Annotated in this window: 14 protein-coding genes; 7 read left to right on the top strand and 7 right to left on the bottom strand. The window is 58.0% G+C overall.

Annotated elements, in window-relative coordinates; translation table 11 throughout:
• Positions 1-365: 365 nt before the first annotated feature.
• On the bottom strand, positions 366-1,307 hold the full coding sequence (locus tag Q1A59_RS05410; RefSeq protein WP_298482969.1) for a response regulator: 942 nt from the start codon (positions 1,305-1,307) through the stop codon (positions 366-368).
• Positions 1,300-2,244 carry an alcohol dehydrogenase catalytic domain-containing protein gene (locus Q1A59_RS05415; RefSeq protein WP_298403602.1) on the bottom strand — a complete coding sequence of 315 codons (945 nt, stop codon included), beginning with the start codon at positions 2,242-2,244 and terminating at the stop codon, positions 1,300-1,302. The genes Q1A59_RS05410 and Q1A59_RS05415 overlap by 8 nt, the downstream gene beginning before the upstream one ends.
• A 96-nt stretch (positions 2,245-2,340) precedes the next feature.
• Here Q1A59_RS05415 and fmt point away from each other — a divergent pair, with 96 nt between their 5' ends.
• The 3 genes from fmt (at position 2,341) to Q1A59_RS05430 (ending at position 4,468) form a co-directional block, all read left to right on the top strand.
• Entirely contained in the window at positions 2,341-3,294 is a 954-nt protein-coding gene (fmt, locus tag Q1A59_RS05420; RefSeq protein WP_298403600.1) for a methionyl-tRNA formyltransferase, read from the top strand.
• Between the two features lie 123 nt (positions 3,295-3,417).
• Positions 3,418-3,852, top strand: coding sequence for a hypothetical protein (locus Q1A59_RS05425; RefSeq protein ID WP_298403598.1), 435 nt, complete (start codon positions 3,418-3,420; stop codon positions 3,850-3,852).
• A 22-nt stretch (positions 3,853-3,874) separates the two neighbouring features.
• A complete protein-coding gene (locus Q1A59_RS05430) occupies positions 3,875-4,468 on the top strand; it encodes an SH3 domain-containing protein (protein WP_298403596.1) in 594 nt (197 codons plus the stop codon).
• Between the two features lie 23 nt (positions 4,469-4,491).
• On the opposite strand, the gene Q1A59_RS05435 is transcribed toward Q1A59_RS05430, so the two are convergent.
• The 4 genes from Q1A59_RS05435 to Q1A59_RS05450 are packed head-to-tail and all read right to left on the bottom strand — an operon-like array spanning position 4,492 to position 7,118.
• Positions 4,492-5,172: a 1-acyl-sn-glycerol-3-phosphate acyltransferase gene (locus tag Q1A59_RS05435; RefSeq protein WP_298403593.1), complete on the bottom strand. Its 681-nt coding sequence runs from the start codon at positions 5,170-5,172 to the stop codon at positions 4,492-4,494.
• A 10-nt stretch (positions 5,173-5,182) separates the two neighbouring features.
• Positions 5,183-5,614, bottom strand: a complete 432-nt coding sequence (locus Q1A59_RS05440) for a DUF2231 domain-containing protein (RefSeq protein WP_298403589.1) — start codon at positions 5,612-5,614, stop codon at positions 5,183-5,185.
• 8 nt (positions 5,615-5,622) lie between these two features.
• Positions 5,623-6,246 carry a YigZ family protein gene (locus tag Q1A59_RS05445; protein ID WP_298403586.1) on the bottom strand — a complete coding sequence of 208 codons (624 nt, stop codon included), beginning with the start codon at positions 6,244-6,246 and terminating at the stop codon, positions 5,623-5,625.
• Positions 6,243-7,118: a hypothetical protein gene (locus Q1A59_RS05450; RefSeq protein ID WP_298403584.1), complete on the bottom strand. Its 876-nt coding sequence runs from the start codon at positions 7,116-7,118 to the stop codon at positions 6,243-6,245. Before Q1A59_RS05450 ends, Q1A59_RS05445 begins: the two co-directional genes overlap by 4 nt.
• A 140-nt stretch (positions 7,119-7,258) precedes the next feature.
• Between Q1A59_RS05450 and Q1A59_RS05455 the strand changes: the two genes are divergently transcribed.
• Positions 7,259-10,753 (top strand): BTAD domain-containing putative transcriptional regulator, encoded by a 3,495-nt coding sequence (locus Q1A59_RS05455; protein WP_298403581.1) that lies wholly within the window; start codon positions 7,259-7,261, stop codon positions 10,751-10,753.
• A 2-nt stretch (positions 10,754-10,755) separates the two neighbouring features.
• Here Q1A59_RS05455 and Q1A59_RS05460 read toward each other — a convergent pair whose 3' ends face one another.
• Complete coding sequence (locus tag Q1A59_RS05460) at positions 10,756-10,974, bottom strand: hypothetical protein (RefSeq protein WP_299644253.1); 219 nt, start codon at positions 10,972-10,974, stop codon at positions 10,756-10,758.
• 114 nt (positions 10,975-11,088) lie between these two features.
• Between Q1A59_RS05460 and leuB the strand changes: the two genes are divergently transcribed.
• From leuB to meaB, 3 genes are all read left to right on the top strand, one after another.
• On the top strand, positions 11,089-12,165 hold the full coding sequence (gene leuB / locus Q1A59_RS05465; RefSeq protein WP_298403577.1) for a 3-isopropylmalate dehydrogenase: 1,077 nt from the start codon (positions 11,089-11,091) through the stop codon (positions 12,163-12,165).
• 443 nt (positions 12,166-12,608) lie between these two features.
• Positions 12,609-13,016: a cobalamin B12-binding domain-containing protein gene (locus Q1A59_RS05470; RefSeq protein ID WP_299644255.1), complete on the top strand. Its 408-nt coding sequence runs from the start codon at positions 12,609-12,611 to the stop codon at positions 13,014-13,016.
• A gap of 3 nt (positions 13,017-13,019) precedes the next feature.
• Positions 13,020-13,943: a methylmalonyl Co-A mutase-associated GTPase MeaB gene (gene meaB, locus Q1A59_RS05475; protein ID WP_298403572.1), complete on the top strand. Its 924-nt coding sequence runs from the start codon at positions 13,020-13,022 to the stop codon at positions 13,941-13,943.

Genomic DNA, 13,943 nt, shown 5'->3' on the forward strand with positions numbered 1-13,943 from the left:
TCAGAGGGGCGAAGGAGCAAAAAGATGCTTACCGCGATGCCAATCAAGGCCAGTATAATCAACAGTCGGCGCCAGTGGCGTCCATGCCGGCGCTGTTCAGGATGATCGTCGCTTTGTTCGATAATGCGCTCTGTTCGCGTCCGTCGCCAAGGCCATTGCATGTTCCAGCTCCTTGCCATCCTGCGCCACATTGCCTCTTATTGTAAGCAGTTTTGACGATATTTCAAGCGAGCAGGAAGGAGTTTGACTTTATGGTTGCTCAAAGTGAGCCAGAAGAATGGCTTACAGGGTTTGAGGTCATGGGGTTGTCTGATCAGAGAACTGTTGACAGGCAACGGTTCTCTAATCGGTGCCAAACCTTCGCATTAGCGCAACCGTGTGCCATCGATTACGATCGCGCTGCCGCCAAACGTTTTGGCAGTGTGTTTCATCATCGCAGCAACACGCGATAACTCGTCAACTGTGGAGGTAGGCGTGCTCGATACACCACCAATGGCGATAGCGCCGATCGGGATATGAGCGAGATTACCAGCGCGGTCATGCCCAACCAAGTAGCCACGCGCGCGATCAGCTTCGTTGTACAGCACACCGGACGCTTGTTCGTATTGGTGGACGATCCAGCGGGCAAGATCGGCGGCAATTGCTGTAGGGCAAAGCACGACGAAATCATCACCGCCGATATGACCAAGAAAGATCGCATGGTTGGCAAAATGGTTTTGCGCCTGTTCACAAATCTCGGCCACGAGCCGGATCGCCTGATCGCCACGGGCGAAGCCGTAGGCATCGTTAAAGGCCTTAAAATCATTCAAATCAATGTACAGCAGCGTAAATGCCTCACCGCGCTGGAGGCGATAGCGAATCTCTTCGCTAATCAGGAGATTACCGGGCAGACCGGTGAGCGGATTACGGACTGAACGCTGAGTAGTGCGGCGCAGCAACGAGCGAATGCGGGCGATCAATTCGGCTGCATTGAACGGTTTGGTGACATAATCATCAGCGCCGGTGTCAAAGCCAATCACGACATCGGTCGGACTAGTGCGGGCGGTGACGATGATGATCGGCAAATGGGCGGTGCGGGTATCGTTACGCAACTGGCGAATAGCCTCATAGCCGTCGATCACGGGTAGCATAAGATCGATCAAGATCACATTGGGCAACTGCTCTTGGGCTAGCTGAATGAGCTTGAGACCATCTTCGGCGAACAAGACCGCAAAACCGGCCCGAACTAATGTTTCGCCGAGAAAGAGGCGAAGGTTCGGGTCGTCGTCCGCAATCAGAACCGTCGGCAAATGAATATCTTCAGACACTGAGCAAAACCTTAAGTTGGCCGGGAGCAGCAGCAAACGCCTCTAACCCTGCGGTAAGCGGATAACGGGCGCTGATCAGGGGTTGCGTTTCGATCAAGCCGCGCTCGAGCAAGCGGAGCGCTGGGGCGAACGGGCCACAGCGTGAGCCAATTAGTTGCACTTCGTCAACCACCAGAATGCTCAGATTCAGGTGGGTTTCGGCGGCAAACGTGCTCTTGAGCACTAGCCGCCCTCGTGGGCGCACTAGTTGCCGAGCGATTGCCAAACCAGCCGGGTTGCCAGTACAATCAATCACAACATCAAAATGGTGTGGTGGCACATCAGTGCTCGGTACGCACGTAACGCCTTGCCGCCGGTAGAGATCCCATCGTTCAGGGTGGCGGCCAATGAGCGTCAAATCGCAACCGGTAAGCCGCAACACTTGAACAATCATCGCGCCTAATTTACCATCACCCACCACAGCCACTCGTTCGGTTGGGCGAATGTGACTCTGCTCCACAATTTCCAACGCAGCGGCCAGCGGTTCGGTGAAGACAGCGGCCTCATCGCTCACCCCGGCTGGCACTTCGTGCAAACACGCTTCGGGGAGAGTAAAAAGATCGGCCATCGCGCCGTCGCGCCGGTCGATACCAAGCGTGGTGCGGTATGGGCAATGACTTTCATTGCCGCGCAAGCAGGTGGGGCAGTGGCGGCAGGCGGCATTGATTTCGCCAACGACGCGCCGCCCGTGCCAATATGGATTATCGGCCGCGATCACAGTGCCAACGAATTCATGGCCTAGAACGCCGCGAAAATTCATGTACCCGCGTGTGATTTCGAGATCGGTATTACATATACCCACCAGACGTGGACGGATCAGCGCTTCTCCCGGTGGGCGTTCAGGTTCAGGGTAATCGGCGCTATACCGCAGGTCGCCATCAAAAACAATTGCTCGCATAAGGTTGCAGACTTCGCTTTGAAAGATATCAAACTCTATTATACTATATGCCGCTGCTTGCCGTGTTGCGGGCAAGCGTGACCAAGGAGTAGCATCATGCGAGTTTTGTTTTTAGGCAGTCCATCATTTGCCGTCCATGCGCTCGACGCCTTGGTGGCTGCCGGGTATGATATTGTTGGCGTTGTCACCCAACCTGATCGCCCAGCCGGACGTGATCGCCGGCTGACGCCGCCGCCGGTTAAAGTAGCGGCGCTCGCCCACGGCCTGCCGGTATTCCAGCCCGAAACGTTGCGCGATCCGGCGGTGGTCGCCACACTGGCAGCGTTGCAACCTGATGTTGGCGTGGTGGCGGCGTATGGCGAGATCTTGCGACGGGCAGTGTTAGCGATCCCGCCGCTCGGCTATCTTAATATCCACCCCTCGTTGCTCCCGCTCTACCGTGGCCCAACCCCGGTAGCCGGTGCGATTTTAGCCGGTGAGACAGTGACCGGCGTCACGATTATGCTGCTCGATCCGGGCATGGACAGCGGCCCCATTTTGGCGCAAGCCGTAGTCGATCTGCCGCCGACAGCGCGGGCTGGCCCGTTGACCGATGAGTTGTTCCGCTTAGGAGCCGAACTGTTAATCAAGACATTGCCTCGTTATGCCCGCGGCGAGATCGAGCCGCGCCCGCAGGATCACAGTCAAGCAACCGTGACCAAGATGCTCAAAAAAGAAGATGGGCGAATCGATTGGTCACTACCGGCCATTGTGATCGAGCGGATGACGCGGGCCTACGATCCGTGGCCGGGAGCTTATACCTTTTGGCAGGGCCAGCCGTTGCGGGTAATCAGCGCAGCGGTGAGCGCAACGGCGGCTGCGGCGAGGCCGGGGGTGGTGGTTGGGCGCAGCGCGCGTGGTAATCCATTGGTGCAAACCGGCAGCGACGCACTAGAGCTTATTGAGGTGCAGCCAGCTAGCCGGCGTCCGATGAGTGGTGCGGCGTGGTTGGCCGGGATCCACGCGAGTGAGATCCGGTTGGGCGAAACGGCGCAGAATAGTAATAGTTGAAGCTAATCTAACGCGACGCGTTATTTCATCTTGCGTTCTGGTCATGAACCGCGTATAATCACACTCACAGGATTTGCCGAAGACAGTGCGTCATCATTGGGTTGATGGCGCAGGAGATGAAGTATGCCATTCTTCAAAGACGAGGAAGAACTACGGTACATTTTAGGCACGCTTTATGATCGGGTGAAGTGTGATGCGCAGATTGCGCCGCGGATTTGTGAAGGCCGGATTGTCATCCAGTTTCGTTACGAAGAGCCGCATGGCGTCGTCACGATCGATGCCGCGCATCCACCAACCCAACCCGGTGCATACTGTGATGTCTTCTGGGGTGAGGTCAGCCTGAAACCAGACGTCGAGATGAGTATGAAGGCTGATATTGCGCATCAATTTTGGCATGGCAAGATCAATCTGATGACGGCGCTGGCTCGACGTCAGATTATCGCTAAGGGGCCAATTCCAAAGATTTTGAAACTCTTACCGGCAGTTGAGCCTTTGTATACGATGTACCCAAACATGCTGCGAGAGATGGGGCGCGAAGATCTGGTCTTAACCAAGTAGTACCGGTTTACTCGCTGCGCCTATGCCAACCACGAGCGAGATGTATGAACGCGGCGCCGCTGATGCCGAACGGGGCGAGTTTAACCCTTTCTATTACCAGCACTACTACTACTACCGGCAAGGGTACGACTCGGTGCGACGCCGCTACCGGCCTCGGTTTCCGCTGGCCGGACTCTTCATTGTGATCACCATTATTGCACTTGGCGGAGCTGTCACGGTGTGGCTGATCGGGCAGCGTGGCTCTTCCGCAGTCGCCCAACCGGTCGCCTCACCGGCGGCCGTGATCGAGACTCCCACGCCGACCTCATTACCCCCCTCGCCGACACCGCTTCCTTCACCTACGCCGATCCCGACCCCGCCGCCGCCAACATTGCAGATTGGCGGGCGAGCAGTGGTAGTCAATGTGGGTAATGCGCCATTGCGGTTGCGGGCTGCACCCGGTTTGCAGGCACGAGTGGTTGGCTCACTGCCCGGCGGAAGAGAAGTGGTGTTGCGCGAGGGACCGGTGCTCGCTGATGGATACACATGGTGGCAGGTTGAGGTTGGCAATCAGCGTGGATGGTGCGCTGTGGTCGCGCCGGATGGGACGCAGTTCTTAGAACCGGCAGGCCAGTAGAGGCGGGTATACACCCACCTCTCCTATTGCCTCGTCGGCGTGGCCGTCTCGAGTAGTGCGGCATACGGGCCACGCTGGGTAGGTGGCAGCAGCGCAGCAATCTTGAGCATCATCTCAGTGGTTAGGCGTTCCATAACATCAGCCGGAATCTTGTTATCGGGCAACGGCTCAATCCAGTACGGTTCGCCAATCGTAATATGCACTGGTTCGCGGCGCAAGGTGCCGCGGAAGCCGTGCTCGGTGCCGGTAATTGCCATCGGCACGATCGGTACGCCAGCCTGCATTGCCAACCGAATCGCGCCGCCGCGCCCCGGCTGTAAAATGCCATTACGGCTGCGGTGGCCTTCGGGGAAGATGAGTAGCACTGCCCCATTCCGCAACGCTTCGGCGGCCGCATCGAGCGCCGCCAAATCGCGCTTGCCGCGCCGGATTGGGATCACATTCATATTGCGGAAGAACCAGCCGGCTATTGGGTTGGCAAAAATCTCGATCTTGGCCAGCCATGACAATCGATAGCGGAATGGTAGCAATGCGCCAACGGCTGGGATGTCCACCCAATTAATATGGTTCATCACCAGAACCATCCCGCCTTGTTCGCGGGGTGGCAACCGCTCAACCCCCTCGATCGACCAGCGCCACCAGCCAATCAGGCGGAAAAAGTAAATGATGATATAGAGCAACCCGTAGACGACATAAGCAAACATTACGCCCTCACTAGCGGCCCAGATCAAACCCAAAGACAAGCCGGCCACCTAACCACCCACCCACAAGGAGCAAGCTTGCGCCAGCGATATGCCAAGCGAGGTAGGCCTTCCGTTGGGTAGAGTCGTTGAGAATGGCCGGTTGCCGGCGCCGCATCAGCCAGACCCGGCCATAACAGGCACTGGCGGCCAAACTCGCCGCGGCGTGGCCGTTCGTCCATACGATCACTGGATCGTCAATGGCAAGGCCGACCAATTGGCGCGCAGCGTCAAATAAACCGCTGACGATAGCAATGAGCGCGCCGAGTAAACCGAAGATTAGGCAATGAAAAGCGCTTTGATCCCATTGCATACGCCCAGTGCGCAGCGCAATCAACGTAAAGAGACTGCTGGCTAGCAGCAGCCCAATCGGAATATGGACAGTGGCAGGATGCAATGCATACATTGCCTTAATTATACCATAGTCGTCACCGGCTCGATGTGTGCTCGGCCAGCGCTTTGCTCACGAATGTGTTGCGTTATGGTAGTAATCTGATCAACCGGAAGATCGGCGATAATCATCACATCAGCGGCAAACGACTCACTGACAATCACTGTAGCGTTCGTTTCGAGTATCCGACGAGTAGGAAAGTAGTCAGAATAGGGCAAGCGGATCGTCATCCGTTGATAGATCACCCGTTGAGTACGCGGCACAATGGCGAGCACGGCGCGGGTAGCATCGCTGTAGGCGCGCACGAGCCCGCCGACACCGAGCAGAGTACCACCAAAGTAGCGGGTGACGATCACCGTAATGTCGCCAAGATCGGCCCCGCGAAGGACTGCCATCATCGGGCGACCGGCAGTGCCAGCCGGTTCGCCATCGTCACTCATGCCGGCAATGGTACTCGTGCCATAGCCAATCAGGTAGGCGAAGCAGTGATGGGTAGCGTCGGGCATCTCGGTGCGGGCTGATGCAATGGCTATGCGCGCAGCTTCAACGGTAGCAGTAGGGATGGCTTGGGCAATGAAGCGTGATCCGCGCACGACGATTTCAGTGCGGGCTGGGGCGGCTGGAATAGGATAGTGTGTAGCACTCATAGCTCTTGAGCTTGCCAAAGCGGATTGGCAAGTTCGTCAATAGCTGCTTCTACTGCTGCTAACTCGGCGGTAAGTGAATAGTAACGGGCACGGCCTTCGGCATGGCGCGCGGCCCAGAAGGGCTGGAACGGTTCGGGGATCGGATTGCGCAACGCGCGGGCAACCTCGGCGAGCAGTTCGCGAAATTCGAGTTCCCACCAGCGTTGCAGCGCCGCGCTCAGCGTGCTGCCGGGAGGGCCAAAATCGGCCAGTAGCCGGCGGGCAAATTCGCGGGAGAGCGCATACTGCTCGTGGGCCATTGCTACGGCCTGCGCCGCTAGTTCAGCAAGGCGACCGGCAATGGTGGTTGGCGGCGATGGCAAGGCAATGGTGTCAGTAACTTGCTGTAAGCGGCAGCGACCGGCGCTAGCTGCAAGCAGGGCTAATGAAAGATGATCGGCAGGCGCGAGGAGGCGGATCGGGGCGATAGGGATGGCATTGCCGGCATCCCATGCAATTGCTGGGCGTTCACCAACGCCGATCAAGATACGCGGGATAGGGGCGGAGAGCGCAGGTGTCGCTGCGGGCGGCAATTCCCACCATAACGGCTCTGATATGTCAGCATAGGCGCTCAGCCGCCGCCCGAGGCCGGGGTGACGCTGAATCAAATCTGCCAAGCTGCCGATCGCGTTGTTTTGGCTATAACCGGGTGGCAGGGCGAGCAGCCAGTGGTCGCCAGTCGGCGTATACCACGGACGAAGCGTGCCGGTATCAATCACCGGTCGTAAAAAGGGTGCGCAAGCCGGCTCGAAGATAACCGCTTGATCGCGTTCGGTGCGGGTATACAGCAGGGCGTGATGGGGAGCTGGAATACCGTCAAGGAGTGTGCGCATAGCTTTATGGGTCGTGTTACAATACACATTAGGATATAGTATACAACTGTATCACACATTGCTCGGCAACTGCGCTGATGCGCCCATCATGGCAAACGCCGCCTATTCGTAACACTTTCTGGTAGTTTAAGGAGCAGTCCATGACCGAATTGGCCGCACACGCGCCATCGGTTGCGGTAAGCGCCTCATTATTACCCCTCAAGTTCTCGCCGCCGTCGGTACGAGAAGATGAAATGCTGCGCCGGGATTTGCAAGCGTTATTAGCCGAAGTACGCTTGCTGCCGGTAACAGCGGTAGTGGCGCCGGCTGGGTATGGCAAAACAACCTTATTGGCCCAGTGGGCTGATCAACTCGCGCGCACCGGAGCGCAAGTGGCGTGGCTTAGTTTTGAGGCGAGCGATCAAGAACCAGCCTTGCTGCTCGCGTATCTGATCGGCGTGATCCAGCGGATTTTGCCTCATGCTGGCGAGCAAGCATTGCGCATTCTGCAGAGCGTATCCGGTTTGGAACGGGATTGGCCGCTGGTGGCTGGCGCATTGCTGAGTGATGTGCAACGTGAGCTGCAATCACAAACAATATTGATGCTCGACGATGTGCATCTGGTGAGCGATGGCCCGATCACGGCTGATCTGCTGGGCTATCTCTTACGCGCCGCACCGCCTAATCTGCACATTGTGATGGCTTCGCGTCGTCCGTTGACGTTTGCCCCGCTTCCACGCCTGCGCGCTGAAGGACTTTTGCTCGAGGTCGGGGCGAATGATCTCTTGCTGCAACGGCACGAGGCGATCGAGTTGTTGCAACGAACTGGGGTGGCGTTGGCGGATGCTGAACTTGATCTGTTGCTTGAACGCACCGGCGGTTGGATGTTGAGTGTGCAGTTGGCGGTGCGCACGTTGGCACGCCAGACGCCTGAGCAGCGCCGGGTGTATCTGCAAGGCTTGGCGACAAATCAGCATGATCTGTTTGAGTATTTGGCTTCAGAGGTGTTGGCAGCGTTGCCGCCACGTTTAGTCGATCGCCTGATCTGCGCTGCGCTGCTCGGTCAAGCAAACCCATCGTTGCTCGATGAGGCGCTTGGGGTTGATGACAGCGCCCAACTGATCGAACAAGCGATTGCGCTTGGTCTGCCGCTGACGGTTGACACCGGCGCATCCAATGGTGAGCGGATTTTCCGCTTTCATCCGCTCTGGCAGCGCCTGTTGGCCGATCGAGCACTTACCCGGTTTGATCGAGTTACGGTGCGCGACTTGCACCAACGGTTTGGGATGGTGCTGGCGCGTCATGATCAGATCGAAGCGGCGTTGCGCCATTTGGCGGCGACTGATAACCCAGCAGCGATTGCGCACGCCCTGCGCGAGTATGCATGGCCATTGATCGACTCGCCCCAGCGCGACAGTTTGCGGAATTGGATTGAGCGTCTCCCGCCGGAAGTGCGCGATCGCGATCCTGAGTTGCTCCACATGCACGGTTGGAGTTTGTTTAATACCGATCGCGAACGCGCGTTGCAGTTGATCAGCCAAGCTGCTGAACAATACCGGCTGGCCAACGCTCCGGCGCAAGAGCTGCGCGCGTTGCGCGATATGGCCGTTCTCCTGTTCTGGTCTGATGCGCCGGTTGAGTTTGCAGCGGTGTGCCGTCGTGTTATAGCGGCGGCGGCGCGCACCAACGATGCGTGGTCGCGCGGTGCAGCCTTGGTCGGTTTGATGGCGTTGGCCTATAGTCAAGGACGATTTCGGGCAGCATTGCGGATTGCGCGTTGGGCTGATCGCCGCCCGCTGAGTGTGCTCTGGCAGTGGTTGCTGGCCGCGCTGCGGGCATCGATCTATACCCAGCAGGGCTGCCCGGCAGAGGCGATGTCTGCGATTAATGCTGCGCTTGAGTTGCCCCGGATCGATCGGAACGATATGCTGCGCCAGTCGTTGCTGTTGTTGCAGGCTATGGCGCTCTTTCAGCAGGGTAAAGGCGAAGCCGCTCTCGATCAAGTGCAGGAATGTTATTACCGTTTGAGCGATTATGTTCCCGGGAGTGTGTTGGCCGGCAACGCAGCCTTAATCTTGGCGCTGTTGTTGATCGAGCATGATCGATTTGAAGAGGCTGCCACATCGTTGCAGCGCGTACGGCAGATCGTGGCCCATCTTGATGACCGCCTGTTAGGGGCGCGTGCCCGGATTGTTGAAATCTATGGCATGTTGCGCAACCACCAGCCTGCCGCAGCGGCAGCGCATGCGCTGGCATTCTGGCAAAAACTGCGTGATCAGCCGGCGGCAAGCGCTCAGCACTCTCCCTATTGCGATAGCCGGTATCTTAATACGCAGGATCTCTGGTTGCAGAGTCTGTTGCTGATTGCTATCGGCGAAGGTGGCGAACGTGATCAGGCGCTGGCGCTGGCAGATGAACTGCTCTCGTTCATGGATCGGCGCTATGATGGTTTGTTCCGTGCCCTGATCCACATCTACCGGGCTTATTTGGTGGCGCAGTGTCAGAGCAGCTCGCCTGCGATTAAGGAAGATTTGCTATCGGCATGCACGATTTGCGATCGTGTTGGTGTTGAGTCGCTGCCCTTTTTGCCGCGCCCGGCGATGCTCTGGGCGATCAAGACCGCATTGCAGCTTGGCTTGTCGAGCCGGGCGATGATCGCTGCCCTCCGCCAGTTTGACACGACGACGCTGGCCTCTATTCTTATTCCGTTGCTTGATGAATCTTTTCCGGTTGCGTTGCGCGTGCGTAGCGCGGGCCTGATCGGTGATCTGAGCGTCGTTAATGCGTATGGGACGCTGCGGGCATTATTAAAGGATCGCTCGCCCCACGTTCGCCAAGCTGCTCAGGAAGCACTCGAGCGGTTGAGTTATCGCCCGCCTTACCGGCTGATGATCCGCGCTCTGGGCGGCTTTCAAGTGTTGCGCGGCGATCAAGAAGTGCGCGATCGCGATTGGCGGAGTGTCAAAGCTCGCCAGTTGCTGCAATTGTTGCTGATTGAGCGCGGGCGGATGCTGCCACGCGAGCAGATTATGGATATGCTCTGGCCCGGTCTCGATAACGAGTCGGCTTCCAATAATCTGCGGGTGACGATCAGTCGGTTGATTAAGGCGCTGGAGCCGGATCGGCCAGAAGGTGCGCCGACCTACTATATTCTTCAGCAAGGTGATACCTACGGCTTTAATATCGAGAGCGACCATTCGTATGATGTGGCTGATTTCGTGCAGGCAGTGGAGCACGGACGGCGCGAATTGCAGCGTAACCGTCGCACCGAAGCACGCGAGGCTTTCCAAGTAGCCGTGTCTCTCTACGCTGGCCAGTTTTTGCCTGATAGCTTGTACGAAGATTGGTCGGTGGTGGAGCGGGAACGATTAGGGCTGTTGTTTACCGATGCAGCGCTCAGTTTGGGCCGCATTCTGTTTGACGAGGGGAAGTATCACGACGCTATCGCGTTAGGGTGGCGGGTGCTTGAATACGATAAAGCGCAGGAAGAGGCGTACCAGTTGCTGATTCGCGGGTATGGGGCAATTGGTGAGCGCAGCACGGCTATCCGGTTGTACCAACGGTGTGTTGCCGCGCTGCGTGATGATCTCGGCGTTGATCCGTTGCCCGAGACAGTAGCACTGTTTGAACAGGTGCGCGGTAAACGTGCATCGTAATTTTAGGTGGTGGAACTGGAAGAGTTTCCAGCGGGATTGGTTGAAGGGTTGTGCTGTAAATGGTTGGCGATAAAAGCTAAGAGCTCGTCGAGTTGGTCGATCCGGCTTTCAAGACCAGTGCCAATGTGTTGAATTCGCCCGTGCCACTGTTGTACCGCAGCATCTTCATGCTCGGACACCACAATCCGCACCAGAAATGATTCGACTCGCCGAGTCGCCATATTTTTCTTTCCTTGCTCTATCATCTGTCACACGACTAGCAAACTTAGTAGTATCATACTGAGGCGTTCTTACCATTTTATAACCATGATCTAGATGTTATTGCGAGGATTGCTGTGCAAGCTGTGATTGCAGTATTAGCCGGAGATGGGATCGGGCCGGAGGTAGTGGCGGAGGGGGTAAAGGTGTTGCAGGCGGTGGCGTCCCGCTTTGGCCACACCTTTACCCTGCGCGAGGCGTTGATCGGCGGGTGCGCGATTGATGCTGCCGGTGAGCCGTTGCCTGCCGAAACGGTGGCACTGTGCCGCGAGGCTGATGCGGTGTTGCTTGGTGCGGTCGGCGGCCCCAAGTGGGATGATCCGCAGGCGAAGGTGCGGCCTGAACAGGGCTTGCTCGGTATTCGCAAGGCGCTCGGTCTGTTTGCCAATCTGCGCCCGGTGCAGGTGCATCCGCGCTTGATCGATGCTTCGCCGCTGCGCCCTGAGCGGCTGCAAGGCGTCGATCTGATCGTCGTGCGTGAGTTGACCGGCGGGATCTATTTTGGCGAGAAGCGGCGCGAACGTGGCCCGGATGGCGAGTGGGCCAGCGATCTCTGCATCTATACTGAAGAGGAGATTGTCCGCGTCGTGCGGGTTGCTGCGCAATTGGCTCGCCGTCGGCGCGGTAAACTGACGTTGGTTGATAAAGCAAATGTGCTCGAAACAAGTCGCTTGTGGCGGAGTGTTACCACTCACTTGGTTCATAATGAGTTCCCTGATCTGCAATTCGAGACGATGCTGGTTGATGCGTGTGCGATGCATCTCATCCGTCGTCCCGCCGATTTTGACGTGATCGTGACCGAGAATATGTTTGGCGATATTCTCACCGACGAAGCGGCAATGCTGGCCGGTTCGATGGGGATGTTGCCGTCGGCGTCGCTGGGCAGCGGGCGGATGGGGCTGTACGAGCCGATCCACGGTTCGGCTCCCGATATTGCTGGGCAGGGGAAGGCCAACCCCTTGGCGACGATTTTGAGTGTGGCGATGCTGTTGCGCCACTCGCTCAATCTGGCCGCCGAAGCGGAATGTGTCGAAGCGGCTGTAGCAACGGTAATCGAGCACGGGATTGTTACCGCCGATATTGCCGCTCCCGGCCAGCCTACCTATAGCACTGCTGCGGTTGGCAATGCGGTCGCCGCTGCGGTGGCTGAGTAGTGAGGTTTACTGCAGAGGGCGCCAAGGACGCAGAGGGTGTCGTTGTACGTTTCATCCTCTGCGCCCTTGGTGTCGTTTAGCACGAACGCTGCCTTTCTTTCAGCGCCATCCTAACCTCCCCCCGCTTTAAGGGACGGACAGAGCATGTGATCGAGTGTAATTCATTGATCGCTGTACAATGCCGTAAAGCCCGGTACTGCCTTCCCCTCTCCCCTATCAGTGGGAGAGGGACTAGGGGTGAGGGCCAGCAGCCCGCGCAGTGTGATGCGTAACCCTAGGCTTCCGGATCAGATGTGCTGTCTATTTCTGTCCCTCATGCTAGGGGAGGATTCGTCCTCCCCTGCGTGCTCTGCGGTATACTTGAACCAGCGCGTACTGCCCTGTGCTATACTGGCAGCCACGCAACCGAATCTCACTCGTTATCGCAACAGAAGGAGCGCTCAATGGAGCGAAAGATTCGCGTGCTGGTCGCAAAACCCGGTCTCGATGGCCACGACCGCGGCGCCAAGGTCATCGCCCGCGCCCTGCGCAATGCCGGGATGGAGGTGATCTATACCGGTCTGCAACAGACACCGCAGATGATCGTTGAGGCAGCGTTGCAAGAGGACGTTGATGTGATCGGTCTTTCGATCCTCTCTGGCGCGCATATGACGCTGCTGCCTAAAGTGATGCAGTTGCTGCGCGAGCAGGGTATGACCGATGTGCTGGTCGTCGCCGGCGGGATCATTTCCGACGAAGACGCCGAGATTCTGAAGCGCGAGCATGGTATTGCCGAAGTGTTTGGTCCCGGCTCGTCAACGCAGGCAATTATCGACTTTATCCGTTCTAACGTCCAGTTGACCCGGGGTTAAGCTATGAGCGAGCACGAATTGGTGACGCGCTTGCGCAACGGTGAGCGGCGGGCATTGGCGCGCGCCATTTCTCTGGTTGAACACGGAGGGCCGGTGGCACGTGCAGTGATGGCGGCGGCTTATCCCTACGCTCAGGCCCATCGGGTGGGCATCACCGGCCCTCCCGGTGCTGGTAAATCTACCCTTGTGACTGCATTAGCGCAAGAGTGGCGTCGTCGTGGCGTACCAGTCGGAATTGTCGCCGTTGATCCGTCGTCGCCGTTCAGCGGCGGCGCGGTGCTCGGTGACCGCATCCGCATGCAGGCGCTCGGCGGTGATCCCGGTGTATTCATTCGCAGTATGGCCAGCCGGGGCCGGATGGGCGGGTTGGCGCGTGCTACGGCTGATGCTGTTACGCTGATCGCAGCAGCCGGCTTTCCAATCGTGATCATCGAGACGGTTGGCGCAGGGCAGGATGAAGTTGATATTGCCCAGACTGCCGATACCACGATCGTGGTGGAAGTACCGGGTATGGGCGATGATGTGCAGAGCATTAAAGCCGGCATGCTCGAAATTGCCGACATCTTTGTCGTTAATAAAGCCGACCGGCCCGGTGTCGATCAGACGGTGCGTCAGCTCCGCACGATGTTGCAATTAGGCGGCGCGTCGGCTGATGGTTGGTCGCCGCCAGTGTTGACGGCGGTAGCAACCACCGGCGAGGGTTGCGCGCAGATTGTCGATGCGGTCGAGCACCACCGGCAACACCTTGTCCGTGATGGCGTACACGCTGGCCGGACGCGGTTGTTGGCCGAGCGTGAGTTAGTCGCCGCTGTGCAGGAATTGATCCTCGAACGGTTGCGCGGCCAGCGTTGGGAGGAATTGGTGAGTGAGATTGCATCTCGCCGGCGCGATCCGTATGCCGCCGCGAGTGAGTTGTTGGATGGATAG

This window comes from uncultured Chloroflexus sp., from assembly GCF_937951745.1.
GTDB lineage: Bacteria > Chloroflexota > Chloroflexia > Chloroflexales > Chloroflexaceae > Chloroflexus.